Source organism: Lipingzhangella rawalii (genome assembly GCF_031628175.1).
GTDB classification, from domain to species: domain Bacteria; phylum Actinomycetota; class Actinomycetes; order Streptosporangiales; family Streptosporangiaceae; genus Lipingzhangella_A; species Lipingzhangella_A rawalii.
In genome coordinates this window covers 1,071,738-1,097,415 of the sequence record NZ_JAVLVT010000001.1, presented here as the reverse complement: position 1 = coordinate 1,097,415, position 25,678 = coordinate 1,071,738, and the positions used below count along the sequence as shown (strand labels likewise).

Below are 25,678 nucleotides of genomic sequence, written 5' to 3'. Positions count from 1 at the left end.
ATGAGGAAACGGGCACGGCGCCGTTGGATCATGGAGTTGCTACGACAACACGATCCATGAAAGCGCCATGCCCGCCTCCACATCTTCGCGCACACGGGCCCACGCTGCGACCGAGACCGCAGAAGAACCCCTCACCGGCCTGCTGGACCACCTCTCCACGGTCCCCGACCCCCGCCGTCCGCAGGGCATCCGTTACCCGCTGCCCGCGATCCTGGCCATGGTGGTCTGCGCGATGAGCGGCTCCGGCCACGACACCGCGACCGCCGCGGTGGAATGGGCCCACCGCGCCGATGACGCCCTGCTGATGCGGCTGGGCCTGGGCTTCGATCCCGTTACCGGCCGGGTGCCGGTGCCCACCGAGCGCACGGTCGCCGAGGTTCTCAACCGACTCGATGCCCACACCATCGCGGCGGCCGGGGCCGCCCACGCCGAGGCCATCGCCGCCCAAACCGGACCCGCTCCCGACGCCAACAAGGGGCACACCCCCGATGACGTGCCCGAACGCGAGCACCGCCGCCGGTGCAGCACTGGCGTGACCCGGACGCGCCAAGCATGCCTGGCCGCCGACGGCAAGGCCATGCGCGGCTCGCGCCGCGGCGACGGCACCCGTGCCGGGGTGTTCCACCTGGCACGCCACAGCAACGCGGTGGTCACCACCGCCCAGGCGATCGGCGCCAAGCACACCGAGACCGCCGCCTTCACCGGGCCCTGGACCGCCTGGCCGACGACGACCTCACCGGGTGCCTGATCACCGCCGACGCGCTGCACACCGTGCAGGCCCACGCCTCCTACCTGCACCGGCGCGGGGCCCACTACCTCTTCTACGTCAAGGCCAACCGGGCGGCACTACACGCGCGCCTGGCCGACCTGCCCTGGACGCAGGTGGGCTGGGCTCACGACGAAGGGTGGCAGCGCAACCGCGACCGCTTCGAGCGCCGCCGCATCAAGGTCCTGGCCGCCGACGGTCTGGGCATCGCTTTTCCCCACGCCGCCCAGGTACTGCTCATCGAACGCCGCATCCGCCGCATCGGCACGGCCCGCACCGCGACAAAGACGGTTCTGGCCCTGACCGACCTGCCCGCTCACACGGCGCGGCCCGCTGAGCTCGCAGACTGCCTGCGCCGGCATTGGTCCATCGAGGCCGTCCACCACATCCGAGACGTGACCTGGAATGAAGATGCGCGTCGAGCCCGCACCGGGGCGCTGCCGGTGGTGCTGGGGTGTCTGGCCGACATCGCCCGCCAGGCCCTTCAGGCCGCGGGGTGGGCCAACCTCGCCTCCGCACGCCGCGCCCACACCGACCCGGACAAAGCCCTGCAACTACACCGCATTCCGCGGATCAGCACATCACCGCCAGGTGTTGCGGGGTGGGGGGTTGTTGACGCTGGGGGCTGGGTGAGATGAGGAGAGCAGGCCCTTGGTGGCGATGATGAGAAGTGCGAGCGACTCATCGAGCCGTCTGAAAGGACCTGCTCTCGTGTCTCACCGTAATGCGCCGCTGTCTGTCGAGGGCCGTCGCCGCCTGATCGAGCGTTGCATGAGCCGCCCGATCGCCCACGTGGCCGCCGAGATGGGCATCTCGCGGGCGTGTGCCTCCACATGGGTGAACCGGTATCGCCGCTATGGCGCAACCGGCCTGTACGAGCGTTCCTCGGTCCCGCACCGCAGCCCCCGGGCCGCCTCGGGCGAGGTCGTGGCCATGATCGAGACCTGGCGGCGCGAGTACACGTGGCCCGCGGCCCGGATCACCGCAGAGCTGGCCGCCCACAACATCGTGCTCAACCGGCGCACTGAAGTTGCTTCGGTTCAGTTGACAGGTGGTGAGCTTGGGTTCTCAGGCGGCTTCGCTGGTCAGCGAGGGTGAATGCGGCGCTGAGGCCAGTGCTGCGGTGTGACGACGTTCATAGTCGGCGGGGCTGAGCTGGGCGTTGGCCGAGTGGCGCCGGTGCGCCCCGACCAGTCCCGCGGCGCGCATCAGGCGGGTGATGCGGTTGCGCCCGGCACGGATGCCGTCCATCTGGCGCAGGTCGACCTGGATGCGCGGGGCGCCGTAGGTGCCGCGCGAGCGGGTGTGGTGGTGGCTGATCCGCTCGGCCAACGCGGCATCGGCCCGCTCGCGGGCTGAGAGGCCACCTCCGGTCCGGTTGGCGTGCTTGTCGTAGCCCTGCCGCGACACGCCCAGCAGCCGGGCCATACGGGAGACACTGTGGCGTGTTCTCTCCTCGTCGATCAGCCGGAACATCTGGAGCAGCTCATCCTGGCTGACTTTGTTTCCCGCGGCGCATACGACCGCCACCTACGCCGGATGCGCACGAAGTACCGGCGGCGGCGAGAGCAGCTGGTGACGGTACTCGCCAAGCACGCTCCACACGTGCACGTCAGCGGAATCGCCGCGGGCCTGCACGCCGTTGTCGAGCTTCCCCCGGACACGGAGAAGGTAGCCCTCCGTGCCGCCAAGCGCCAGGGCCTGGCACTGGACGGTCTCAGCGGCTACCGCCATCCCGACAGCGCGATGCCGCGCCGAGATGGCCTCGTCATCGGTTACGGCACCCCGTCTGACCACGCCTTCACGGCGGCTATGGAGTCCCTGTGTGCTGCGGTGGCGTTTTCGTCGTGAGGGAAGCTGTGTCCCCGAATGCCCCGAGGGGCGTGCCGCAGGCTGGCGCAGGCGGTCGGAGCATATCGGACCAGGTACGGGTCCCCAACGCGTGGATCCAGGCCGGCCCGTCCCGACTCGGGGTGATGATCCGCCCTCCCTCGTTCTCCTGCTCGTCCACCAGGACCGGTCGCCACACGGATCGGGGGCTCCCTCCGGAGGGGCCTCGTGGCGGCTTCCGGGGGAGATTGGTGTGCGGTCACCCGTGCGGGCCGTGTTGGCCGCCGGCGGTGTTGCGCCTTGGGGGCGCTCCGTCGCAGGACCACCGGCACCACCATCCCCGCAACGGATAGTTCCCATGTCCGAACCCGCACCCGGCCTCCGAACGAAAACGGGGGCTGCGACCACCACCGCCAGCCCGGAGCACGCGGGACCCACCGCCGAAACCACCCGCCGGCGGGCACCTCAGCCGCACCCGCCAGCGCATCCTCGCGCTCAACGCCGTGGCAACGCGATACCCCAGTCGGCCCGGGGCCACCGGGGCACACTTCGTGTGGATGCTTGTCCGCCCCCGGTGTGCAGTCACTCGGACGGGTGGGGCTTATGGGCCAGGACCAGCCGGGCCCGGGGAGTTCCGTCCGTGCGGCGTCCCAGAGTTTCCATGGGGATGGTCGTGCTGGTGAATCCGGCGTGGTGCAGGTCGGTCCGCACAGCGTGCAGTGGCCAGGTGCGGTAGTACATGACGAACGGTGGGTGCCACACCGCGTTGCGCACCCGCATCGCCAGGTCGAACCCGGTCAGGGCCCAATTCGCGAGTGAGGTGGCAGGCGGGGGCGCACCGAGTGGGAACGCGAACAGGCCGCCGGGGCGCAGAGCCCGACACACCTCGGCCATCAGTGTGGGTCGTTCCTCCGGCAGGAAATGCCCGAGGGAGCCGAAAGTCACGATCAGGTCGAAGCCCGGGCGGAAGGGTAGGACCCGAACGTCGGCCCGCACCCACCTGGAGTCCGCGGCGGCTTCACGTGCCTGGGCGAGCATGCCGGCACTGACGTCAACGCCCACAACCGGTCCCATGCACAGCGAGTGGAGGGAGCGCATTCCCGCTCCGGTGCCACAGCACATGTCCAGGCCCCGCTCGAACGGGCCCAGCGGGCGCAGCGCCGCGGTGGTGGCGTCGATAACGGGATCCGGGGTGCGAAACGGGGTGTGGTCGAACTTTGGCGCGAGCAGGTCATAGCCACGTTCGACCGAGGACAGCGCCTGGGTGGCCAGTTCCCAAAGCGACGGACCGTGTGGTGAAAACACCTGCCAAGACTACTGTCGCCACGGCGAGGTGGCCGAGATCGGGGCGCGTGCGGTCGCGGGTTGTCCGGCAACGCCTGCCACATGGCCCGATTCCAGCGATGCGGGAAGGGTGAGCGGGGTTCGTGCAGTTCGATCGCCGGGATCTGTGGCGGCACGCCCTGCGACGGGCCATATCGCTCGGCACCGGTACCAGAGCCAGGGGCGTTTCCCATAAGCGCTGCGCGGTTGAAGCTGTGGCCTTGACGATCGCCGAGGCTGTGGTCCTGGTTGCGAGCCATTCCGGTGTTCTCGGCCAGAAGGTAGGGAATTGCGGCGATCATCCGGTGATGCGCTCCCACCGGCGGGCATAGCTGTCGCAGCCGGGCGGCGCTGCCACCCGCGAGCTCCGTAGCCGGAATCGCAGCCCCGGTGGGGCGGCACTGTGCGGCTAGTCACCGCCGGACGCCTCTGGAAGGATCCGGCGCAGTCCGCTGGGGCCACCCCGTGGCTGCCACTCACGTGGGTAGCCGACCGAGACTTCGTGAAACGGGACCTCGTCGTGCACGGTGGTGCGGGGGATGTGCAGGTGGCCATAGACGGCGGCCCGGGCCCGAAAACGTACATGCCAGTCGGCGGTGTGTTCGGTACCGCACCACTGGGCGAACTCCGGGTAGCGGAGTACCTGGGTCGGGGCGCGAACCAGCGGCCAGTGGTTCACCAGCACCGTGGGCAGCTGTGCCGCCGCCTGTTCGAGTCGCGCTTCGGTGCCGTCCAGCCGCGCGGCACACCACGCCGCACGTGTGGGATAGGGGTCGGGGTGCAGCATCGCCTCGTCGGTGCACACGATTCCCGTCGCGTACGCCTGTGCCAACGACTCCTCGGGCGTTGAGGTTCCCGGCGCGAGAAAGGTGTAGTCGTACAGGAGAAACAGGGGAGCGACACAGACCGGGCCGTCTGGCCCCGTCCAGACCGGGTAGGGGTCTTCCGGCGTGATGACGCCGAGGGCGCGGCAGGCTTCCACCAGGTACAGATACCGCTCCTCACCGCGGAGTTGCAGCGGGTCCGCGCGATGGGTCCACAGTTCGTGGTTTCCGGGGACCCAGATGACGGTGGCGAAGCGCTCACGAAGCGTTTCGAGGGCCCGAGTGACGTCCGCAGCGTGCTCTGCCACGTCACCGGCCACGATCAGCCAGTCCTGCGGAGTCCAGGGGCGCAGCTGCGCCAGCACCTCCCGGTTCGCGGGGTGGGAAATATGCAGGTCACTGATCGCCAGGAGATTCTCGGAGTGGGGAACAACCGTGATGGTGCTGCACCTGCCTCCCTCTGGTCCGGCCGGGTGTTGTGGATTCCCGGCGTTCGACGACGAGAACGCTACCCCCCGGGTGGGGGATAGGAGAACAGCTCGGCGAGGACGAATGCTGGGAGCCCCACTGCGTATCCGTTCAGGAACGGCCATGGGCGAGCGGGTATGCGTATCCCCGCCAGTCGTGTTGGCAGGCCCAGAGACGGTAGGCCGGTGCTGGTGGTGTTCGGAAAGTCGCTGCCTGGCCAGGGCGAGGTGTGGGGCTTCGCCGCGAGCGCAGCCCGGTCATGGAGTGGGGTGGTGACGGTAGCAGGGCACGAGATGGGCTGTGCACTGGCTGTTCCCCCGCACTGGGAATGCCCCATGGGCTATGCCCTGGCTCCAGGCGCGGTTGCGGGTGCACCGGATCGCTGCGAGGAATACACGGCAGCGCATTCGCTCGTCGTAACCAGCATTATCTGTCGCCTGACCTGCTGCTGTGAAAGTCCGAGCGCTGAGGAAGGGCCGTTGTTCCCTGGCTTCGTGCGTGCGCAAATGTTCGGGACGTGACTCTGGGCTTTACGAGTGTGGCCAGGAGGGCGATATGGGTAGTGTGTGTCATATTCGGTCAAATCAGGCATACGGGGATGCATGAGATCATGAGTGACATTGATGATGGGGCGCACTGGCCCCCGCCCGGGGTGGACTTCTCCAAGCCCAGCATGCCCCGTGCCTATGACGCGTTGCTGGGCGGCAAGGACAACGTGGCCGTCGACCGGGAGCTCGCCGAGCACGCCGCTGCACAGATTCCGGGTCTGAAGGAGGCTGCACAGGAGCAGCGCCGCACCTTGATCCGCGGGGTGCGTTTCCTGGCCCGCGACGCCGGGGTGGACCAGTTCCTGGATCTGGGCAGCGGATTGCCCGCCGCGCAGAACACGCATCAGGTCGCCCAGGAGTACAACGCCGACGCGCGGGTGGCCTACGTGGACAGCGATCCGGTGGTGCTGACCCATGGCCGCGCGCTGCTGGCGGAGAACGGCAACACCACGGTGGTCACCGCAGACGTGCGCTACCCGAAACAGGTCCTCGCCGATCCCGAAGTGGACGCGCTGCTGGACTTTCGCCGCCCGATAGCGGTGATGCTCGTGGGCATGATGCACTATCTGTCCCCGGATATCGCCGAGGAGGTGATGGCCGAGTATCGGGAGGCTGTGGCGCCGGGGAGCTACCTGTTCTTCACCTCGATGGTCGACACCGGTATTCCCGACCAGCAGGAGCTGGCGCGCATTAACCGGGAGAACATGGGGGTGGGCTGGGCCCGCACGCCGGAGGAGATCACCCACCTGCTGGGTGACTTCGAGCTGGTCGATCCGGGGCTTGTATTCCCCGTGCTGTGGCGTCCGGACCAGCCGGTCGACCCGGACCGTGTGCCCACCGACAGGCGGTTGACCGTGGCCGGGGTGGCCCGCAAGCCGGACTGACGGCTCAGGCGCGGGAGCGTTTCCCGGCCGAGCGGGCCCACGTGTCTCGGCACGCCCCGCACATGCCGCCTCCCGACCATGACGGTTCCAGGTGATTCTCGACCCCCGCGGGCACCAGTGTGGGTGTTCCGGACAGCGGACAATGGACAACACTGCCACCGCGTGACTGGATTTCGTGGCGGGTGATCGAGTGTTCTGCGTTGTCCGTTCGTTGACGAGTTGAAGTTCTGTCTGAATGGCGGAACGGGGGCGGTGGACGCGGTCCTCGGTCGTTCGTGATGGGGATCGGCGCAGGCTGAAGTCCCGCGCGGGGCACGTCTCGGCGTAGGTCGTGGCCCAGCGGGCGCGGATCGGTCTGCGGTGTGCTCAGGGACTCGGAGGGGCAGGCTGCCGAGAAGCTCGGGGTGTGGCCTCAGACGGTGGACATGGGGAGTGATCGCTCCATCGGTGGCGGGCTTGCGGTGCCTTCCGCTAAAGAGCGACGAGGTCAGCCCCGCACGACCCGTCGGGGCACCGACACCCCGGTCACACAGCTGGAACCGGCAGTGCCGGCAGGGACAGACAACGACAACCCCACACCGTTGGTACGGGCCACGACCACCGACCAGATCCCCACCACCATCCCCCCCATATCGTCACCCGAAGAGCACCGCAGAACAGTAGTGGGGCCGCTCTCGCCGGAAGGCCCCTACAGTGGCGTGTTCCAACGGTCCTGGAAGGCGACCTCGGCCAGTGGTCTGCGCGGCCCGGGTGCGAAATCCTCACCACGGAAGTAGGCGACCGGGATCAGCCCGGCCTGCGACACGCCGTCAGGGATGGCGAGCAGCCGGGCGACCTCCGGTTCGGCACCGAGATGGATCATCGTCAGCGACGAGCCGAGCCCGCGGGCGCGCAGCGCCAGCATGAGGCTCCAGGCCGCCGGCCAGATCTCCCCGTAGGTCGCCGACGCGGCCATATTGTCCAGGTCGGAGTCGTAGCCCAGCTCGGCGAACAGCGCACGGTTCTCGGCCAGGCCGCCGACGTGGCACGGAATCACCAACACCGGCACCTGATCCAGGTGCTCTCCCAGGTAGCGGCTGGAGTCCGCGACTTTCCTGGTGCCGACGTCGTCGGCCGGAACCTGGCTCGCCAGCGCGCCCACGGCCGGCAGCGCCATGCGCCGGTAGATCTCGGCGATTGCGGCACGGGTGTCGGGCTCGGTGACCACCAGCCACCGCCAGAGCTGGAAGTTGAACCCGTTGGGGGCTTGCAGCGCAATCTCCAGGCACTCTCGGATCACCGTGAGCGGGACCGGGCGGTCCAGGTCCAGTCGACGCCGCGCCGCCCGGGTGGTGGTCAGCACGTGGTCAACGCTGGCCAGATCCAACTCGTCAATACGCATTGTCGGCTCCTTCTGCTACTCGCGGGACGGTGAGTCACGCCGGGTTCGTGGCTGCTACCCACAGCGCCCGGTTCGGCAGGCGGACGCGCCCGTCGGGCTCCGCGAACGGTTCCCACGCCTCACTGGTCACCCGCTGCCAAACGCGTTGCCGCACGTCCTCGGGCCGGTCGGCAACCAGTGCGGTCACCGGTGGTGCCACGTCGCGCAGGAACTGCGTGCACGCCTGGCGTGAGGCGAACTCCCACACGAGCGTGCGGCTTCCGATGTTCACTTCGGTGAACCCGGCGTGCGCCACCAGCGCGGCCAGCCGCTCCGGGTCACCCAGCGCGAACGGTCCGGGGCGGTCCTTCGGTGGCGGCGGCAGCTGCAACTCGTCCAGCATCACCGAAAGCGAGGCAGCGAAACCGACCTGCTCCGGCGGGCCCCACACACTGGCCGCCAGCCGCCCCGCCGGTCGCAGTGTCGCCCGCAGGCGCCCCAGCACGCCGACAACATCGACGGCGTACATGAGAGCCGACCGGCTCACCACGGCGTTGTAGTACGCCTCGGGCAGCGCCAGCGTTTCGATGTCGCCTTCCAGAATGTCCACCTCGACCCCACCGGCGGCGGCCTCGGCAACCCGCTCGCGCGCGAAGGCGAGCATCGGCGCGGAGAGGTCCTGGAGGGTGAGCCGGCCGCCCGGGGCGATCGTGTTCACCACGGTTACCCCCGGCTCGGCGTAGCCCGCGCCGACATCCAACACCGCGTGGCCGGGGCCCACGTCGGCGAGCTCGACCAGTTTCCGGCTCATGCCCTGCCCGCCTTCGTCGGTCTCCATCGTGGCGACCCACCGTCGCCAGCCCGGTGCGGCGTCCTGCCACTCCTGCTGAAGGGCCTGCTTATACGCCCGCGGGTCGAAGGTCTCAGCCTGTGTCATGGCGTATCACTCCTGGTCACAAGTTGGTTCACGCGACGGTCGGCGCCCGGTCGGGCCACCCACTGCCCCCACCGTGATCCACATTCGGCCGCAGAGCATCCGTGAGCTCACTCATCTGCCTACGTAGCCTCTACGCTGGGTCCATGGAGGGCGACACGGTCTCGTTGCTCACGGCAGGCGAGCGTGCGCTGGCCATGGCCGACTGGGCGGAGGCCCGGGACGCGTTCACCGCCGCTCTGGAGGCCGAGGAAAGTCCAGAGGCGCTGGACGGGCTGGGGGAGGCGCTGCTGTGGCTGGGCGAGGCCTACGACGGGATCGAGCTGCGCGAACGGGCGTACGCTGCCTACCACCACGCCGGTCAGATCGCCCGGTGCGTGCCGGTGGCACTGTGGCTGTGCCGGCTGCATGCGGCCAACCACGGCAACCCGACGGCGGCCACGGGCTGGCTCGCGCGGGCGCGCCGACTGGTCGACGAGTACGACTTGGCGGCCTGGCGCCCGTGGGTCGTGCTCCACGAAGCAGCCTTCACCACCGCGGATCCCGTCGCCAGTGAGGCGGTGGCACGCGAGGTGTTCCAGCATGGCCGGCAAGTCGGCGACGACGACCTGCGATTGTGTGCCCTGGCCGAGCTCGGGGCCAGCCTGGTCGCCCAAGGCCGGGTGGAAGACGGGGTGAGCTGCCTGGACGAGGCGATGGCCGGGTCACTGGGTGGAGAGGGCACGCACCGCGACACAGTGGTGTGGAACAGCTGCACGACGATTATCTCGTGCAGTGCCTGCGGGCAGTTCCCACGAGCGGTGGACTGGGTCCGTGCCGCCGACCGCTACGCCGCGCGCGTCGGTCCACCGTACCTCTACGCGTCGTGCCGCACGCTGTACGGCGAACTCTTGGTGGAGCTAGGGGACTGGGTGCAGGCCGAGGAGGAGCTGTATGCCGCCCAGGCGGCCGCCCGAGCCGCGATCCCCGCGCTGCACAACCAGTCCGCGGCGGCACTGGCACGGCTGCGGCTGGCCCAGGGACGGCTGGAGGAGGCCGAGCGCCTGGTCACCGGCCTCGAAGACCAGCCACCGGCCACCGGGGTGATTGCCGAACTTCATCTTCAGCGGGGACGGGCAGCCACCGCCGAGGCGGGGCTGCGCCGTGCCTTGGCCGGGCTGGGCGCGGATCGGCTGGAAGCCGCCGCGTTGCTGGAGCTGTTGGGCCGCGCCGAGCTGGCCCAGGGGCACCCGGACGGCGCCGCGGACCTCGGGCGCCGGCTGGGTAAGCTCGCCGCCGCCTACACGTGCGACGTCGCGCAGGCCCGCGGGGCGCGCCTGCGGGGACAGGCGCTACAGGCAATCGGCGAGCACGACGAGGCACGCGCACATCTGGAGATGGCCCTGACCACGTTCACCCGGCTGGAAATGCCGCTGCACGCGGCACGCACCCGCCTACTGCTGGCCGAGACTCTCCGGGAGATCTCGCCGGAGGTTTTCGCCGACGAGGCGCGCACCGCGCTGGCCGCCTTCGACGCTCTCGGTGCCGCACACGACGCCGACGGTGCGGCGGCGCTGCTGCGTGAGGCCGGGGTGCCGGTCAGTCGGCCCGGCCCGAAGGGGCGCACACTGTTGACCAGGCGGGAGACCGAGGTCCTGGAGCTCGTGGGCGAGGGCCGGTCGAACCCGGAGATCGCCGACCGGCTCTACCTCAGCCGCCGCACCGTTGAGCAGCACGTGGCCAGCATCCTGGCCAAGCTCGGGGTCCGTAACCGCACCGAGGCCGCCGCCGAGGCGCTGCGGGACGGGTGAGTCCGCGACAGCGCGCCGGGATTCCCCTGCCCGTCGTTGACCACGACCTGCCACCAGTCGAGCACGAACAGACCTACTCCGCTTCTCCCACCGGCCGCCGCCAGCCCTGCCAGCGAGCCTCCGACCGGCCAGGCACAGACCTGCCAGCCAGTTCACTGTACCTATCCCAGGGCGAACCCGAGGCGGTGCTCGACGTCACCACCGCCCGCATCCACGCCCGTGGAGTCCTGCCACCCGGCGCCCTGCCCCGGCCCCCGCGCCCCCGGGGCAGGGCTTCGGGTAGGTGGGTACCGCAGGCTGCCGCGACGCGGCGATCGCGCCACCGGTAGCCCGACATGGGGCCGGCCCCGATTCCCCCGTCGCGCCGCGCATTCAGCCGGTGGTGACGGGGACGAGCCCTGCCGTCTCCTCGTCGGTGAACAGCCGCGAACGGATCACGAAGCGGTATCCGGTTGGCCCCTCGATCGAGAACCCGGCGCCTCGACCCACGGTCACGTCGATCGTGATGTGGGTGTGTGACCAGTACTCGAACTGGGCCCTGGAGATCCACACCGGGATGGACTCACCCGTCCCGGCGTCGATCTCGCCGAGCAGCACATCGGCTGGCCCCGTCCGGAAGGTCCCCTGCGTGAAGCACATAGGAGCGGATCCGTCACAGCAGCCACCGGACTGGTGGAACATCAGGGGCTGACCGTGGTCCCTCCGCAGCTGCCGCAGCAGCGCGGCTGCATCCGCGGTGACGCTGACTCGCTGCGTTGCCATGTTCACCTCAGAACAGTCCCAAGCCACTCTCCGAGTAGCTGACCAGAAGGTTCTTGGTCTGCTGGTAGTGGCCCAGCATCATGGCGTGGTTCTCGCGGCCGATACCGGACTGCTTATACCCGCCGAACGCGGCATGGGCCGGATACTGGTGATAGCAGTTCGTCCAAACGCGGCCCGCCTGGATATCGTGGCCCGCCCGATAGGCGGTGTTGACGTTGCGGGACCAGACGCCCGCGCCCAGTCCGTAGAGGGTGTCGTTGGCGATATCCATGGCGTTGTCGTAGCCGTCGAAGTCGGTGACGGAAACGACTGGGCCGAAGATCTCCTCCTGGAAGATCCGCATCGAGTTGCTGCCGCGGAAGATGGTGGGTTCGACGTAGTAGCCGCCGGAGAGGTCGCCGCCCAGGTCGACGCGATTGCCGCCCAGCAGCACCTCCGCACCCTCCTGCTTGCCGATGTCGATATAGCTGAGGATCTTCTCCAGTTGGTCGTTGCTGGCCTGCGCGCCGAGCATGGTGTCGGTGTCCAGCGGGTTGCCCTGCTTGACCTTTTTGGCCCGTTCGACGGCGGCGTCCAGGAAGTCACCGAGGATCGGACGTTCGATGAGAGCCCGGGAAGGACAGGTGCAGACCTCACCCTGGTTCAGGGCGAACATGGTGAAGCCTTCCAGCGCCTTGTCGAAGAAGGAGTCCTTCGCGGCGGCGACATCGGAGAAGAAGATGTTGGGGCTCTTGCCGCCCAGCTCCAGAGTGACGGGGATGAGGTTCTGCGAGGCGTGCTGCATGATCAGGCGCCCCGTGGTGGTTTCCCCGGTGAACGCGATCTTCTTGATCCGGCGGCTGGACGCCAATGGTGCCCCGGCCTCGGCCCCGAAGCCATTGACCACATTGACCACCCCGTCCGGGATGAGGTCGGCCAGCAGCTCCATCAGGACCAGCACCGACGTTGGGGTTTGCTCGGCGGGCTTGAGCACCACGGCGTTACCGGCAGCCAGGGCCGGGGCCAGTTTCCAGGTGGCCATCAGAAGCGGGAAATTCCACGGGATGATCTGACCGACCACGCCCAGCGGCTCATGAAAGTGGTAGGCGACCGTGTCCCCGTCGATCTCGCTGACCCCGCCTTCCTGGGCGCGGATGACGCCGGCGAAGTAGCGGAAATGGTCGACGGCCAGGGGCAGGTCCGCAGCCAGCGCCTCCCGAATCGGCTTGCCGTTTTCCCAGGTCTCGGCCACGGCCAGCATGTCGAGGTTGTCCTCGATACGGTCCGCGATCTTGTTCAGCAGGACCGCACGCTCCGCCACGGAGGTGGCTGCCCAGGCCGGGGCGGCCTGATGTGCGGCGTCGAGGGCGCGGTCGATGTCCTCGGCGGTCGACTGGGCCACTTCGGTGAAGGTCGTGCCATTCACGGGCGAGGGATTCTCGAAGTAGCGCCCCTGGGCTGGAGCGGCCCACGTCCCTCCGATCCAGTTGTCGTAGCGGGACTTGAACGAGACGGGGCTGCCCGGGGTGCCGGGCTGCGCGTAGACGGCCATGAATAGCTCCTCGAATCCACTTTCCTGGTGACGCAGGTCACTGTCACGAGGAGCGTAGGGGAGCGGGGGTTGCACCGAGGTTGCACGGTCCGGCCCTAGTGACTGCGGCGAGTGGAACACCTACGATGCGTTCCACCACACCCGGCCTGCCGATGAAGGGAGGGTGCATGGCGCCGCCCGCTCGGCCCGACGAGCCCCAAACCTGGAGTGCCCTGCCTCCCTTACTCAGGGACTCCTGGCAACGCTCCTCGTCCTATGTGGCGGATCCTGCCCGGGCACTGGCCCCGATCGAGTTTCCGGAAGACGACCTCGCCGACTACCGTCGAACGCACCCCCTGGCCGTCGTACGCCCGGTCCTGGACCAGCTGTTGCTGCGTCCAGCCGCTGATGCTGGCCTCATCGTCGCCATCGGCGACGCCCACGGCCGACTGTTGTGGGTGGATGGTGCACCCGCCATGCTGCGCACCGCGGAGAACAGCGTCTTCCAGGCTGGTGCCAACTGGTCCGAGCAGGCCATCGGGACCTCAGCCCCGGGCACGGCTCTGGCGACCGGACGCAGCGTCCAGGTCCGCCAAGAGGAACATTTCGCCGCTGCGGCGCACCAGTTCTCGTGTTCGGCGACCCCCATCCGCTGCCCCCACACCGGCGCCCAACTGGGAGTCGTCGATCTCACCGGCGGAGCAGAAGCCGTCGCCACCCACGCCCTGCCCCTGGTGAACGCGGCCGTCTCGGCGGCGGAGGCGGAGCTGCGAATGTGGCCCGCGGCCCGCAACCGCCCCCGGTTGACCACCCTGGGCTCCCTGGCACCGCAGCTGAGCGCGGGCGCCGCCGACGAGCCGCTCGCCCTGCGCCACGCCGAACTGCTTGCACTGCTGGCGTGGGACGCAGCCCGGCACCGTGGCGCCCGAGGTGCCGGCCTGTCGGCGGCCCAGCTGGCCAACGACCTCTACGGGGAGCCGGGACACGAGGTCGCGCTGCGTGCCGAGCTGGTTCGGCTGCGCAAACTGCTGCGGTCGCGCCCCGCCGCGGGCGAGGTGGACCTCCGGTCCCGCCCCTACCGGCTCTCCGGGCAGCTCGACTTGGATGCCGTGCTGGTGGCCGACGCGCTGACCCGCGGCGACCGGTCCACGGCCCTGGATCTCTACGGGGGAATGCTCCTACCCTCCTCCGAGGCTCCCGGAATCATGGCGATCCGGCATGAACTGTCCGTCCTGCTGCGCGAAACGATTGTGCAGGACGGCAGCGCCGCGGAACTCTGGCGCTACCTCCAGCTGGAGGAGGCGCGCGGAGATGAGGAAGCGGTGATCACGGCGCTGCGGCTGCTGCCGCCCGACGCTCCGCAACGCGCGGCTCTCGTCGCGCGACAACGTTGCTGAGCGGTTCGGAATGCTCCTGGTGCAACGTCGACGCAACGTCGCTGTGGTTAGCGTCACGTCAGCCAGCGGGAAGCAGCAGCGTAAGCCCGCTGGGCGCCACCTGCCCCATTGGGAACCGTGGCGTTGGGTGCATACACCGCACCGCTTCCAGAGCCAGGACGCTCTTTGGCCACCGTCCATGTATATGTGTGGCGTCGAGGCTCAGTCACGTCCTGGGGTGGGTGTGCGGGAGATGTCGGTGCGGTCTTCCTCCGTCGGATCGACGGGTCCCGTGCGGTCAGCCCTGAGGCGCAGCCCGTCGTAGATGATTGACACGAGCGACACTACGACGATCAGTGCGATGATTCCGAACACCGCGGGGTCGGGGGTGAACCCCGGGCGCAGAACGTCGATGACGAAGACGACGATCGGGGACAGTGCCAGACAGGTTGACACGGCGAGACTGGGAGCCATCTCGATACCACGTTGCAGGAGGTAGGTGGCGGTCGCGATCCCCAGGAGGGCCACGGCGAGCACGATCAGGATGCTTCGGGTGTCGAGGGTGACGTCGCTCTGGGTGGGCAGTACCGCCATACACGTAGCGACCAGGAGCGGGAACCGGACCGAGAGGACGAAGCTGGACGGAACGTTCTCCTCGGCGAAGGCTTTGGACAGCAGCACCGTGGCCGTGATGCTGATGCTGCACACGATGCCGATGGCCACGGCCATGGCCAGTTCGGGGCGCCCGTAGGGCCCGTGGGTGACCTGCTCGCTGACGACGTACACGCACATCACGGAGGCCACGACAAGGATCACGCCGTGGCAGGAGCGGGTCACCCGACTGACCGGGAACCCCCGTACCAAACAGTAGGCGGTCATGCTCAGCGGCCCGATTCCCTGGGTTAGGGTCACCGCGACCGCAGGTTCCAGGTACTTCACCGCCAGGAAGTAGAACAGCCAGTTGAACACGCTGGTCACGTTCAGCCCGACCACCAGGCCAGGGCGTCGGAACACGGCCCGGTAGGGGCCGAACCCGGTCAGCGCGAGGCTGATCACAACGAAACAGACCGTGACGATGGAGAAGCTGAGCCCGACGACCAGGAACACGTTGGTGGTGGCCAGCCAGGTGTTCAGGGCCACGCTCTGGGAGGAGGCGAGCAGGATGTAGCCTCCCACACACGCCACCCCGAGAAAGTACAGCGTCGCCTTACTCACGCGGTGGTCACCGTGTCAACGCTTCGCTCGTACATCGCCGCTTCGATCTCCCGGATCCTCCGGACCGCGGCGTCGAGTTGGCTACGGTCGTGGGCGGTCACCATGACCACGCCCGCCGAGGTGACCAGGTCGCGGGTCATCTCCTGAAGATCACCTACCTCGTAGTGGTAGTCGACGTGGACGACACCGTCTACCTTCAGGAACTCCTCCAGCTCCAGCCGTCGCACCCGACCTGGTTCCCGGGCGATGAGAAAAACGTATGCGGCATGCCGGCGGCGCATCTCCACGTTGTGGGCACCGCGCCGTTCCCTAAACAATTCGGGATGCAGTGACGAGTGCACCAGGTAGCTCACCTGGGAGTGGCCCAGGCAGGACTCCACCACGTAAGGATCTGCGCCGCCGGCGATCCGAGCGCCGACCTCGATGAGGACCGGCCCCCGGTCGGTGTGCATGACTTCGGCGTGGAACGGTCCGTTGACGATACCAAGGGCCGTGCAGGCCGCGGCGACATAGTCACTCAGCTCGGTGAATCCGGGGTCGCCGACGTAGAACAGGTACTGCGTATCGTATACACGAAACCCGTTGTTGTTGATCTTGTCGGAGCGCCAGCCTTCGGTGAACACGTGTTTGCCCTGGCAGGCGATTCCGTTGAGGACATACTCTGTCCCGGTCAGGTATTCCTGGCACAGTGCCGCGTCGTTGGGCGCGCCGAAAATGTTGGCCTGTCCCAGGATGCGTTCCAGCGCCTCGTGGGCCTCCGCGCGCGAGGAGCAGATGTGGACCCCGTCCGTTCCGGCACTCGCGAGCGGCTTGAGTACCACCGGGTAGCTCTCGTGCCGGTCCAGCCATGCGTCCAACTCCTCGGGGGTGTGCACACGGGCCTGGGCGATGTTGGCGAGCCCTGCCGCCCGCAGGCGTTCCTGCATCTCGAACTTGTCGCGGCGTGCGACCGACGTGTGGATGTCATTCCGGAACGGAAGGTCGAGCCGCTCTGCCAGCTGGTCGGCAAGGAGGACCCCGCCCTCACTACCGGCCAGCACCAGCCGAACCGATTCACAGCGCAGCTGCTGGGCGAGGCCCGCGCTGTCCTGCTCGTAGTGGACGATGTGCCGATTCGCGTTGCGCGCGGCGCTGTCGTTGTCCTGGAGAAAGTACCGGGGTGGAGTCGTATCCGACTGGATGTGGACGACCGGATAGCCGAGCGCCTGCATGGCAGGGATCAGGTACCGGCCTCCCGAATACGCATCCACGATGGCGACCTGGTCCTTGCGCTCTAGTCTCGGCATGCCGATCCTTTCGTCTCGTCACGGGTGGCTGTTTTGGAGTCCGGAGCGAAGACCTCGCGGATCAGCTTCGTCAACGGGCCCGCGTCGGCCTGCCAGTAAAAGTGGCCGCCGTCGAATCGATGGAACCGCACGGATACCGAGGAGTGGCTGTGCCACGCCTGGATGCGGTCTGTGTGCAGAGGGTCGTCCCGGCCGATACAGACGGTAAGGGGAACGCCGATCCGGCAGTCGGGGTCGGGCGTATAGGAGTGGTGGAGCCGGTAGTCCGACCGGATGAGCGGAAGGGTCTCCGTGAGCATCCGGGAGGCCAGCGGTTCGCGGGCTGCCGGCCCGCCCAAGTGCTGAAGGTGTGCGAGGAGTTGCTCGTCGTCCAGCTCGAAGTAACGCTGATGGATGGTACCGGCGGCACTGGGTGGTTCACAGCCGGACACCATGACACTGTCGAGGGGCACTTGCCCGCGTTCGGAGAGTCGCCGGGCCGCCTCGAACGCGAGGGCGCCACCGAGACTGTGCCCGAAGAGCCCGACGCGGTGCCCCCGACCCCGGTCTTCGACGTAGCTGACCACGTCGGTTACGGCCTCGGGGAACGTCTCCCAGGGGGGCTCGTCGTCGCGGGTGAAGCGTCCGGGATACTCGATGGGCACCCACGTGAGGACATCCGCCATCGCACGGGACCAGGACAGGTACTGGTGCTGCCCACCGCCGGCGTGCGGCAGGCAGAAAACCACAGATGCGCCCATGGTCAGGACGCCCCGGCAGTGATGCGTGTGCGGACCAGCTCCGTGAGGCGTTCCACGGTCGGAGCCTTGACGACGTCGGCCAGATCCAGTTCGACCCCGGTCTCGGCGCGCAGCCGGGTGATCAGCCGCATCACTGCCACCGAGTCACCGCCCACGGCGAAGAAGTGCGCCGTGGGCTCGACCTCGTCCAGTCCGAGCACCTCGGCGAATATCCGCTGTACCGTGGCCGCCGCACCGTCATCGACCAGGGTGTCCCCATCGGGCTTCGCCGTGGGATCGGAGATGCTCGTCTGTGCCCACCACCGTGCGCGCAGGGCATCGTGATCCCGTTTGAGATTCGTGGTCAGCGGAAGCTCGGAGAGCACCATCCAGTATGCCGGAACCATGGGGGCAGGGAGGGCTTCCGACAACTGCCCACGCAGTGCCTCGGGTTCGGGGAGGATTGCGGGATCCGCCGGGGCGATCGAGGCAAGCAGCTTGGTTCCGTGCGCGGTGTCAACCGGAGTGACCGCGGCCTCGCGCACCTCGGCGATGTGGCGCAGGTGATGGGCGACCTCCGCGGGTTCGATCCGGTAGCCGTTGATCTTGACCTGGTCGTCGCGGCGGCCAACGAATTCCAATGCGCCGGTGTCCGGGTCAAGGCGTACCAAGTCTCCGCTCCAGTAGCAGCGCTGGCCCTCGAACTCGCCGAAGGACTGCCCAGTGCGGTCGGGATCCCCGAGGTAGCCAGGGGAGAGCTGCACACCGCCGATGAGTAGCTCGCCCACCTCGCCGGCACGGCATTGGCGTGAGTCCTCGTCCACAACGATGGTGCGTACCCCTGGCAGGGGATGTCCGATGTTGGGACGCTGCCCGGGGCGAACCCGGGCGATGCTGGTATTGACCGTGTTCTCCGACGGTCCATACACGTTGAACGCGCTCACGTTTGCGCTTGCCACCGTTTCCCACAGGTCGGGCTCGAACCGTTCGCCGCCCACGATCAGGACACGCAGAGCTTTCGCGTTGCGGAACAGTGCCGCCTCCTCGACTAGGACGCGCAGCTGGGAGGGCACGAAGTCGGCACTTCGAACCGCATGCCGTTCCAGATAGTCGACCAGACGCTGTGGAGAGAGCCGCACCGCGTCGCTGAGCACGTGCACGGTGTGGCCGTGGGCGGCCAGCGCGAGCCGTTCGATAGAGCTGTCGAAGGCGGTGGAGGCCACCATCGCGGCCGGCCCGTCAGTCACACCGTCAGGGGCGTAGATGAGCCGCTGGTGATTGTCGACCAGGTTCGTCAACGCGTCGTGGCTGATCTGGACCCCCTTGGGGGCGCCTGTGCTCCCGGATGTGTGGATGATGTAGGCGATGTCGGGGGCCGATCCTTCCGCCGAGGCAGGGGGAGCGTCCCGGGGGGTCACGACCGGGCCGGCTCCATCGTCCAGGATGACTGCGGAGACTCCGGATGTGTCCAGGACGCGGGTGATCCGCTCGTCCGGCCAGGCCCGATCGAGCGGGACGTACACGCATCCCGCTCGCCACACCGCATACGGTGCTACCACCGTGTGCACCCCGCGGGGCAGGAGTACCGCTACCCGGGTTCCGGGATCGGTCACCGTACGAATCCGCTCCGCCAGCTCGTCGACGTGTTCGTCCAGCTGGCCGCGGTTGATCTGGGTTTTCTCAGCGACAACTGCGGGGTGGTCCGGCGCTTGGGCGGCGAGTGCGCGCAGCCGTGCGTCGAGCGGGGCGCGGCGAGGGAGCCGCTGTTCCTCGCTGGACATGTCAGGCGTCCTCTCGAAGGTCGACGGGGTCGATCAGGGCAACCCTGACCTCTCGGGTGCCCGAGTAGGGGCGTCGCCCATGGCTGATCAGTAGGTTGTCGGCGACTAGGACGTCGCCTGCACTCCACGGGAACGCGACTTCGGAGGCGGCGATGGCCTTGCGAACATGGTCGACCAGCTCGTCGCTGATCGCTGTACCGTCGCCGAACACGGCGTTGCGTGGCAGTCCGTCCACGCCCAGGCTGTCCACCATCGCGGTCCGCATGGCGGGGTCGAGGTTGGAGGAGTGGAACAAGTGGAGCTGGTTGAACCAGACCTCCTGCCCGGTTCGGGGATAGTGTCGCGTCGCCGGGCGGGTCTGCCAGGTGCGTAGGTGATCCGGATCGGTCCACTCGTAGTCGATGGCGTTGATCCGGCAATAGGATTCAACCTCCGCACGTGTTTCGGTCTGGAATGCCTCCTGCCACGAGAGGTCGAATCCCCCGTCGAAGTTGCGCACGTAGCGGATCTCCCGTTGGCGGAGCTCACGTAGGACGTCGGCATCCAGCCGGTGGACGATCCTCGTGTTCGCCGCCAACGGCGTCTCACCTCCGGAGTCCGAGGGGCGTTTGGCGAAGAACAGGATCTTTCCCGGAACCGTAAGCTGGAACGAGTTCTCGCTGTGCGCGGCGATGCCCTTGGTTGCTGGATACTCGGTGCTGGTGTAGACGTTGCTGGCCGTGCGGGTACGTTTGGTCGATCGTTCTCGGTAGTCAAGCGGTCGTCGGGCGAGTGATGTCACCAGCCCGGCGAAATCCTCGTCGGTGCGGATCGGGAAATCCCGAAACAGCAGCGCACCGAACTTCGCTAACGTGCCTTCGATGTCGCCACCAAAGAATCCGACAATCGTTGCCGACGACTCTCGCGGTCGGACCATACTCAGGTGTGGTTGCTGGTCAAGACCGGAAACCGGTCCGACGTCGTATCTGTTGGTCAACTCCACTGGCCCCTTTCGGCTGCCTGAGTCAGGGGAGCGGACGCGATGCACTCCCCGGGGAGGTTTTCCGGATGCTGGTCGAGGTTGAGCTGGTGCCAGCGCTCGAGCATGTAGAGGGTCCACAGGGCGTAGCTATGCTCGGGGCGGTATTCGGTGACGAGCCTGCGCAGTGCATCTGGTGCGAAATAGCCTCGCTCCAGGGACGCCTCGGACAGCAGGGTCCTGATCACGACGGGACGTAGCGACGCGGTCAGCCATTCCTCCAACGGAACGGCGAGCTCCTGCTTGCGGCGTTGGACCACGTCGACGGGCAGATAGCGGGAGGCGAGGCGCTTGAGGAGTCGTTTCTCCACGCCGTCGTGCAGGTTCAGCTCGGCGGGGACGCGCCGGGCGTACTCCACCAGACGGTGATCCAGCATCGGGCTGCGCGGTTCCACCGAGTGCGCCATGGCCATCCGGTCGATCTTCACCAGCTGGGCGTCCGACAACCAGAACGTGGCGTCGACCTGCATAGCCCGTTCCAGCTCGGAGGCAGAGTCCAGGGTGCGGGCGAACCGTTCGGTGAGATGGTGCCCCGGCTCGTCCGGTAGGCGTGTGCGGAACCGCGGATGGTACAGGGCATCCTTGGTGGCACCCGGCACACCGTCCGCGAGGACCGCCGCGTAGCGCTGCGCAAGGTCGTCCTGGTGCGCGGAGGCCAGGAGGCGCTGGTACCGCGCGTAACCGCAGAACATCTCGTCGGAGCCGTCCCCGGTCAGGACCACGGTCACGTACCGACTTGCCAGCTCGTACATCGTCCAGGCAGCGATGGCTGAGGGGAAGGCGTAGGGCTGGCCCATCCGTATCAGGATCTGGTCCGCCACGTCGCTCGCCTCCGCGGGATCCACGAGGCGCGAGTGGTGCTGGGTCCCGAAGTGTGCGGCGACTCGTTCGGCCTGGGACCGCTCGTCAAATGCCGAGGACGAGAATCCGATGGAAAAGGTGTGGAGTCCGTGGCCCAGGTGACCACTGGCCAGGCTCACGACCAGCGCGGAGTCCAGCCCCCCACTGAGCATCGCCCCGAGTGGCACCTCGGATTCCAGTCGCTCGGCGACCGCCCGTGCCAACAGGGTATCCAGCCGTTCGACGATGTCCGCGGGTGGCGTTGCGCGTAGCGATCCGTCAAACGGCTGGCACCAGTAGGTCTGGACTTTGGTGCCGTCGCGGTCGAGAGTCATCAGGCTCGCTGGTGGAAGCCTGCGGGCGCCACGAAAGACTGTGTGGGGGGCCGGTACGATCCGATAGCTGAGGTACTGGTCGATCGCCACCGGGTCGATGTCCCGTGACACCTCGCGGCACGTCATAAGCGCGGATAGCTCGGAGGCGAAGGCCGTTCCGCCTCCGGGGGTTTCCGCGTAGTACAGCGGTTTCTTCCCGAGTCGGTCGGTCACGAGCAGTAGCCGCGCGCGCCTGGTGTCGTACAACGCGATCGCGAACATGCCGCGGAGGTAGTGGACAAAAGCGTCTCCGAATTCGGCGTAGAGGTCGGGGATTACATGAACGTCACTGGTTCCCCTGACCACCCGGCCACGTGTGGCCAGCAGAGCGCGGAGTTCGTGATGGTTGTAGATCTCCCCGTTGACCACGCACGTCACCGTGCCGCCCGTGTCCCAGGCGGGTTGCTGCCCGCCGACCAGCCCGATGACGCGCAGGCGCGTCACCCCGAGTGTCACCCGGTCCGTGGTGTGTACCGCAGTCTCGTCCGGTCCGCGGTGCTGCATCGCTGCGCACGCCGCACGCACGAAGCCCTCCCCCTCGGCTGTGCGGCCGCCGAGCCACTGTCCCGCGATCCCACACACCTCAGGCTCCCGGCAGGTTGAACCGGCGTTTGGCAGGACCGGAGCGCAGGGCGTCCAGCGTGGTTGCAACCACGTCGATCTCACCCACGATCCCCGCCTCCATCATGGCGGCGACGTCGGGAGCCGCCTCCCGCACGGCCTGGTTCAGCGCGCGCCGTTGCTCCTCGGCAACGTGGTCGGCGACGACGTGCACACACAGCGTGCCGCCTTCGCTCACCTCGAAGGGGTGGCCGGGGAATACGCTGGCCACGGCCTGACTCAAATCGTGGCTACTGATCCGCTCCCCGTGCTTGACGTCTCCCGTCGTTCGGCCCAGGAACCGCGCGCAGCTGGTTACGGAACGCCCCTCCACCTCGGCTTTTCGTAGGTCGGCGACGAGATCACCGGTGACGTAGCGAATAGCGGGAAAGTACTCACGGGCCATTGAGGTCAGGACGAGAACCCCATCTCCATGGGGGTGACAGTTCCGCATATTGACGTTTCCATCCGAATCAGGTTCCGCGACCTCGGCGACGATGTGGTCGTGGAAGACGTAACGATGTATGCGGGTATCGAGGTAGGCGATCGCGCCGACCTCGATGCTGCCAACGATGTCGAGAACATCTTCGGTGGCGATACCGAACCGTGCCGCAACATTGGCGCGCCAGGCCGGAGGAGCGAGGTCGCCGACAACGATGATCGTGCGGGGACGTGCGGTGAGGGCCGGGCCGGCGTGCAGCATCTGGTCGAGGATCATCGGCATGGTGAAGAGCACGTCCGGCTGCCAGCTGTTGATGGCGGCCACATGCTCGGATAGCGGTGCGGTGAAGTCAACGTCACGGGTGTCCATGCCCAGGTCCGCAAAAACCCTGTAGGACAGGGCCGCGGCGTGTCCGGTGCCCAGGTCACAGACGACGCGCGTTCCAGGCGTCCTCCGGGTGTGCAGGAAGTCCGCGAACAGTCGGCGCCGCTGCGCGGTGTAGGCGTCATCGTCCCAGTCGCTGTACTGGATACGTTTGCGGACCCCACGCGCGGTTCCGGAGGTGTGAAAGATGGAGGCTCCGGGCAGCTCCGGACCCGTGTAATAGTGGCGTTCCAGGATCGGCTGATCGATGAGTGGCAGGGTGCCTAGTTCTCCGGGCTGGCCCCCGCTGCGGCGCAGCAGATCCGCATACCAGGGAAAGCGCCGCATGTGTCCCGTCACGACACGTTCGAGCGTGCGCGGTGCGTTCTCGATGGAGGCGTACACCGACATCAGCCCTCCCACCGTTCGGTCTGGCCGAGAAAGTCCGGCACCGGAGTGACCTGGTTGTCCCGGACGGCGATCTGGTAGACGTGATGCCCCACTGCGAGATCGAGGACGCCGAGACCGAACGGGGAGACGATCCACGGGCGATCCAGCCTCGGGGCGAGTGTGCCGAGGAGGAGCCCTGCGATGGTCCCGTCGATGAAGTCCCGATGACCGACGTCCTGTTCTGCCAGGTGCGGTGAGGTGTTGGCGGTCAGACAGTGCTCGACATCGTCAACAACGTTGCCGGCAGACAGGAGTAGGTCCGGTGCCAGATCACGCAGGGACACGTTCAGGACGCACTGTCCGGGCCGCAGTAGGGAGGGATCCGTCAGCCAGGGGCAGGAGGCAGTGGTGGCGAGGAATACGAGGTCGGCGCGGGCAAGGGCCGGCGCCACCTCAGTCACCGGACACGCGGGGATCTCCAGTTGGCCGAGGTGATGGGACAGGGCCTGGGAATAGCGCGGCTCGAGGTCGTACACCTCCGCAGCACCGAGCGTCCATTTCAGGTCGGCCAGGAAGTCGGCGAACGTCCTGGCGAGCACCCCAGCCCCCACGAACAGCACCCGTTCGGCCGATCGGCGGCCCAGGATCTGCTCGGCCGCGAGGGCGGCGGACGCCGCGGTTCGGGCGGCGCTGATGTGCGCTGCCTCCAGGCAAGCGAACGGATAGCCGGTGGTGCCGTCGTTCAGCACGAGAACTGCGGAAGCCCGGGGAAGGTTTTCTGAGATGTTCTCGGGAAAACTGCTAACCCATTTTATTCCCGCTACGCCGCGTTCCGCGAGGAAGGAAGGGAGGGATATAATTCGTGCATCTGGCTTTTCCGGAAATCGCAGGAAGCTGCTTCCGGGGTTCGCCGAACGTCCACAGTGGTGTTCCAGATAGGTGTCCCGGACGATACTGACGATGTCGGGCCGGGCGTCCTCGATGATCCTACGGGCGGTTGCACCGCCGACTACGGAGAAAACCATCGTTTTCCTCGCCTGAGCTGGGGTAGGGCGCGGTCAGGATGCGGAGGCCATCGATGTGGTCGGGGCTAGAGGGGCAAGCGCCTCCTCGTCAAAGTATGTTCGAACCCAATCGTCGTCGTAGACGGTGTCGAGGTAGCGATACCCGGTGTCCGGGGATAGCGCCATAACCAGTGATCCGGCATCGATCTCGGATCTCATCTCCAGAATTCCCGCGACAATCGACCCAGTGGAACCCCCGGCGAGGTATCCGTAGCTGCGGGCAAGCGTTCGACAAGAGCGGATCGCATCATGCTCCGAGATCTCGATCTCTCGCTCAGCGCAGCCGCGCCGAAACAGTGGGGGTTTCTGACTGGAACCGAGTCCGGGAATCTGACGCGGTTGCGACGATCCCCCGAACGTCACCGACCCGACAGAGTCCACCGCGATGATCCGGGTATGTGGAGAGTGTTTGCGAAAATGGTCGACGCAGCCCATGAGGGTGCCGGACGTCCCCACCCCGATAAACAGGTAATCGACCTGGGGAAACTGCTCGAGAATCTCGACGGCGGTCCCGTCTCGGTGCGCCTCGGGGTTGGCAGGGTTTTCGTACTGGTTCAGCCACACGATGCTCGGATTAGCCTCCGTTCGGCGCCGAACCGCCGTGAGTCGGCCCTGGAGGTACCCTCCGTTCGCATCAGGCTGCTCGACATGGACCACCTCGGCTCCAAAAGCCCGTATGGCTGCCAAGGAAACCCGAGATATGTTTGGGTCTACCACGCAGGTGAATCTGTAGTTCTTCGCGGCCGCTATCATGGCCAGGGCCACACCGAGGCTCCCGGACGATGATTCGATTATGTGACCGCCGGGCTTGAGCGTGCCCCGCAGCTCGGCGTTCTCGACCATGGCCAGCGCTGCTTTATTCTTTATAGAACCAGCAAGGTTCATCCCTTCGATTTTCAGGACGACCTTGCTTGTTTCTAGGAAATCTGGAAGTTCGAGAAAATGACTGGTGCTTGATATATCCGGCGATTTTGCATGGAGCACAGCCGTGGGTCTTTCGCTCAGTAGCTCAGGATGTGGAGCACGGTCGTGATTCGGGTGTATGCATTAATGATTGTCGTTCGTTCATGCTGGCGCTTCAGGAAGATTGGCCGCGATTCCTATCCATTTGGGTGGCCCTCATTTGTCTGAGTCTCAAATGTTACTCGCATTTAGAATTCGGGAGATGCTGATGGGTTCGCGTCAAGGGCCACTCTATTCCATTGTGGGCA

At 67.3% G+C, this 25,678-nt stretch carries 22 protein-coding genes and 1 pseudogene; 7 read left to right on the top strand and 16 right to left on the bottom strand.

Going from position 1 to position 25,678, the window contains the following annotated elements:
* Window positions 1-67 precede the first annotated feature (67 nt).
* The 3 genes and pseudogenes from RIF23_RS04890 to RIF23_RS04880 form a co-directional block, all read left to right on the top strand.
* Window positions 68-748: a transposase family protein gene (locus RIF23_RS04890; protein WP_310911087.1), complete on the top strand. Its 681-nt coding sequence runs from the start codon at window positions 68-70 to the stop codon at window positions 746-748.
* Window positions 709-1,404 carry an ISAs1 family transposase gene (locus RIF23_RS04885; RefSeq protein WP_310911265.1) on the top strand — a complete coding sequence of 232 codons (696 nt, stop codon included), beginning with the start codon at window positions 709-711 and terminating at the stop codon, window positions 1,402-1,404. Before RIF23_RS04890 ends, RIF23_RS04885 begins: the two co-directional genes overlap by 40 nt.
* A 73-nt stretch (window positions 1,405-1,477) precedes the next feature.
* Window positions 1,478-1,792 (top strand): annotated as a pseudogene (locus RIF23_RS04880) (leucine zipper domain-containing protein); the annotation flags it as partial.
* Window positions 1,793-1,834: 42 nt separating this feature from the next.
* Here RIF23_RS04880 and RIF23_RS04875 read toward each other — a convergent pair.
* Window positions 1,835-2,242, bottom strand: a complete 408-nt coding sequence (locus tag RIF23_RS04875) for an IS3 family transposase (protein ID WP_310911086.1) — start codon at window positions 2,240-2,242, stop codon at window positions 1,835-1,837.
* Here RIF23_RS04875 and RIF23_RS04870 point away from each other — a divergent pair.
* Window positions 2,207-2,617: an aminotransferase-like domain-containing protein gene (locus RIF23_RS04870; protein ID WP_310911085.1), complete on the top strand. Its 411-nt coding sequence runs from the start codon at window positions 2,207-2,209 to the stop codon at window positions 2,615-2,617. The two genes, RIF23_RS04875 and RIF23_RS04870, sit on opposite strands and share 36 nt — an antisense overlap.
* Window positions 2,618-3,178: 561 nt before the next feature.
* On the opposite strand, the gene RIF23_RS04865 is transcribed toward RIF23_RS04870, so the two are convergent.
* Together RIF23_RS04865 and RIF23_RS04860 are read right to left on the bottom strand one after the other, a co-directional pair.
* Window positions 3,179-3,901, bottom strand: a complete 723-nt coding sequence (locus tag RIF23_RS04865; RefSeq protein ID WP_310911084.1) for a class I SAM-dependent methyltransferase — start codon at window positions 3,899-3,901, stop codon at window positions 3,179-3,181.
* Window positions 3,902-4,328: 427 nt separating this feature from the next.
* Window positions 4,329-5,183: a metallophosphoesterase family protein gene (locus RIF23_RS04860; protein ID WP_310911264.1), complete on the bottom strand. Its 855-nt coding sequence runs from the start codon at window positions 5,181-5,183 to the stop codon at window positions 4,329-4,331.
* Window positions 5,184-5,821: 638 nt separating this feature from the next.
* Here RIF23_RS04860 and RIF23_RS04855 point away from each other — a divergent pair.
* Window positions 5,822-6,643 carry an SAM-dependent methyltransferase gene (locus RIF23_RS04855; RefSeq protein WP_310911083.1) on the top strand — a complete coding sequence of 274 codons (822 nt, stop codon included), beginning with the start codon at window positions 5,822-5,824 and terminating at the stop codon, window positions 6,641-6,643.
* A gap of 688 nt (window positions 6,644-7,331) precedes the next feature.
* Here the strand turns inward: RIF23_RS04855 and RIF23_RS04850 are convergent.
* The gene (locus RIF23_RS04850) at window positions 7,332-8,024 is read right to left on the bottom strand and encodes a nitroreductase family protein (RefSeq protein ID WP_310911082.1); all 693 of its coding nucleotides are present in this window, start codon (window positions 8,022-8,024) and stop codon (window positions 7,332-7,334) included.
* A gap of 34 nt (window positions 8,025-8,058) precedes the next feature.
* Complete coding sequence (locus tag RIF23_RS04845; RefSeq protein ID WP_310911081.1) at window positions 8,059-8,940, bottom strand: class I SAM-dependent methyltransferase; 882 nt, start codon at window positions 8,938-8,940, stop codon at window positions 8,059-8,061.
* 101 nt (window positions 8,941-9,041) lie between these two features.
* Here RIF23_RS04845 and RIF23_RS04840 point away from each other — a divergent pair, with 101 nt between their 5' ends.
* On the top strand, window positions 9,042-10,727 hold the full coding sequence (locus RIF23_RS04840; RefSeq protein ID WP_310911080.1) for a response regulator transcription factor: 1,686 nt from the start codon (window positions 9,042-9,044) through the stop codon (window positions 10,725-10,727).
* 372 nt (window positions 10,728-11,099) lie between these two features.
* On the opposite strand, the gene RIF23_RS04835 is transcribed toward RIF23_RS04840, so the two are convergent.
* On the bottom strand, window positions 11,100-11,489 hold the full coding sequence (locus tag RIF23_RS04835; RefSeq protein ID WP_310911079.1) for a DUF779 domain-containing protein: 390 nt from the start codon (window positions 11,487-11,489) through the stop codon (window positions 11,100-11,102).
* 7 nt (window positions 11,490-11,496) lie between these two features.
* Complete coding sequence (exaC, locus tag RIF23_RS04830) at window positions 11,497-13,020, bottom strand: acetaldehyde dehydrogenase ExaC (protein WP_310911078.1); 1,524 nt, start codon at window positions 13,018-13,020, stop codon at window positions 11,497-11,499.
* A gap of 167 nt (window positions 13,021-13,187) precedes the next feature.
* Here exaC and RIF23_RS04825 point away from each other — a divergent pair, with 167 nt between their 5' ends.
* The gene (locus tag RIF23_RS04825) at window positions 13,188-14,396 is read left to right on the top strand and encodes a sigma-54-dependent transcriptional regulator family protein (RefSeq protein WP_310911077.1); all 1,209 of its coding nucleotides are present in this window, start codon (window positions 13,188-13,190) and stop codon (window positions 14,394-14,396) included.
* Between the two features lie 201 nt (window positions 14,397-14,597).
* Here the strand turns inward: RIF23_RS04825 and RIF23_RS04820 are convergent, their stop codons facing one another.
* Genes RIF23_RS04820 through sbnA form a run of 9 tightly spaced genes read right to left on the bottom strand, consistent with a single transcriptional unit; the run spans window position 14,598 to window position 25,451 of the window.
* On the bottom strand, window positions 14,598-15,590 hold the full coding sequence (locus RIF23_RS04820; RefSeq protein ID WP_310911076.1) for a DMT family transporter: 993 nt from the start codon (window positions 15,588-15,590) through the stop codon (window positions 14,598-14,600).
* The gene (locus tag RIF23_RS04815) at window positions 15,587-16,876 is read right to left on the bottom strand and encodes an ATP-grasp domain-containing protein (RefSeq protein WP_310911075.1); all 1,290 of its coding nucleotides are present in this window, start codon (window positions 16,874-16,876) and stop codon (window positions 15,587-15,589) included. Before RIF23_RS04815 ends, RIF23_RS04820 begins: the two co-directional genes overlap by 4 nt.
* Window positions 16,864-17,616, bottom strand: a complete 753-nt coding sequence (locus tag RIF23_RS04810) for a thioesterase II family protein (RefSeq protein ID WP_310911074.1) — start codon at window positions 17,614-17,616, stop codon at window positions 16,864-16,866. The genes RIF23_RS04815 and RIF23_RS04810 overlap by 13 nt, the downstream gene beginning before the upstream one ends.
* 2 nt (window positions 17,617-17,618) lie before the next feature.
* Window positions 17,619-19,376 carry a non-ribosomal peptide synthetase gene (locus RIF23_RS04805; RefSeq protein WP_310911073.1) on the bottom strand — a complete coding sequence of 586 codons (1,758 nt, stop codon included), beginning with the start codon at window positions 19,374-19,376 and terminating at the stop codon, window positions 17,619-17,621.
* Between the two features lies 1 nt (window position 19,377).
* Window positions 19,378-20,352 carry a TauD/TfdA family dioxygenase gene (locus tag RIF23_RS04800; protein ID WP_310911072.1) on the bottom strand — a complete coding sequence of 325 codons (975 nt, stop codon included), beginning with the start codon at window positions 20,350-20,352 and terminating at the stop codon, window positions 19,378-19,380.
* Window positions 20,349-22,190: an asparagine synthase (glutamine-hydrolyzing) gene (gene asnB, locus RIF23_RS04795; protein ID WP_310911071.1), complete on the bottom strand. Its 1,842-nt coding sequence runs from the start codon at window positions 22,188-22,190 to the stop codon at window positions 20,349-20,351. The genes RIF23_RS04800 and asnB overlap by 4 nt, the downstream gene beginning before the upstream one ends.
* Window position 22,191: 1 nt before the next feature.
* Window positions 22,192-23,424, bottom strand: coding sequence for a phenylacetate--CoA ligase family protein (locus RIF23_RS04790; RefSeq protein ID WP_310911070.1), 1,233 nt, complete (start codon window positions 23,422-23,424; stop codon window positions 22,192-22,194).
* Window positions 23,424-24,428, bottom strand: a complete 1,005-nt coding sequence (gene sbnB / locus RIF23_RS04785; protein WP_310911069.1) for a 2,3-diaminopropionate biosynthesis protein SbnB — start codon at window positions 24,426-24,428, stop codon at window positions 23,424-23,426. The genes RIF23_RS04790 and sbnB overlap by 1 nt, the downstream gene beginning before the upstream one ends.
* Before the next feature lie 33 nt (window positions 24,429-24,461).
* Window positions 24,462-25,451 (bottom strand): 2,3-diaminopropionate biosynthesis protein SbnA, encoded by a 990-nt coding sequence (gene sbnA, locus RIF23_RS04780; protein ID WP_310911068.1) that lies wholly within the window; start codon window positions 25,449-25,451, stop codon window positions 24,462-24,464.
* Window positions 25,452-25,678 lie beyond the last annotated feature (227 nt).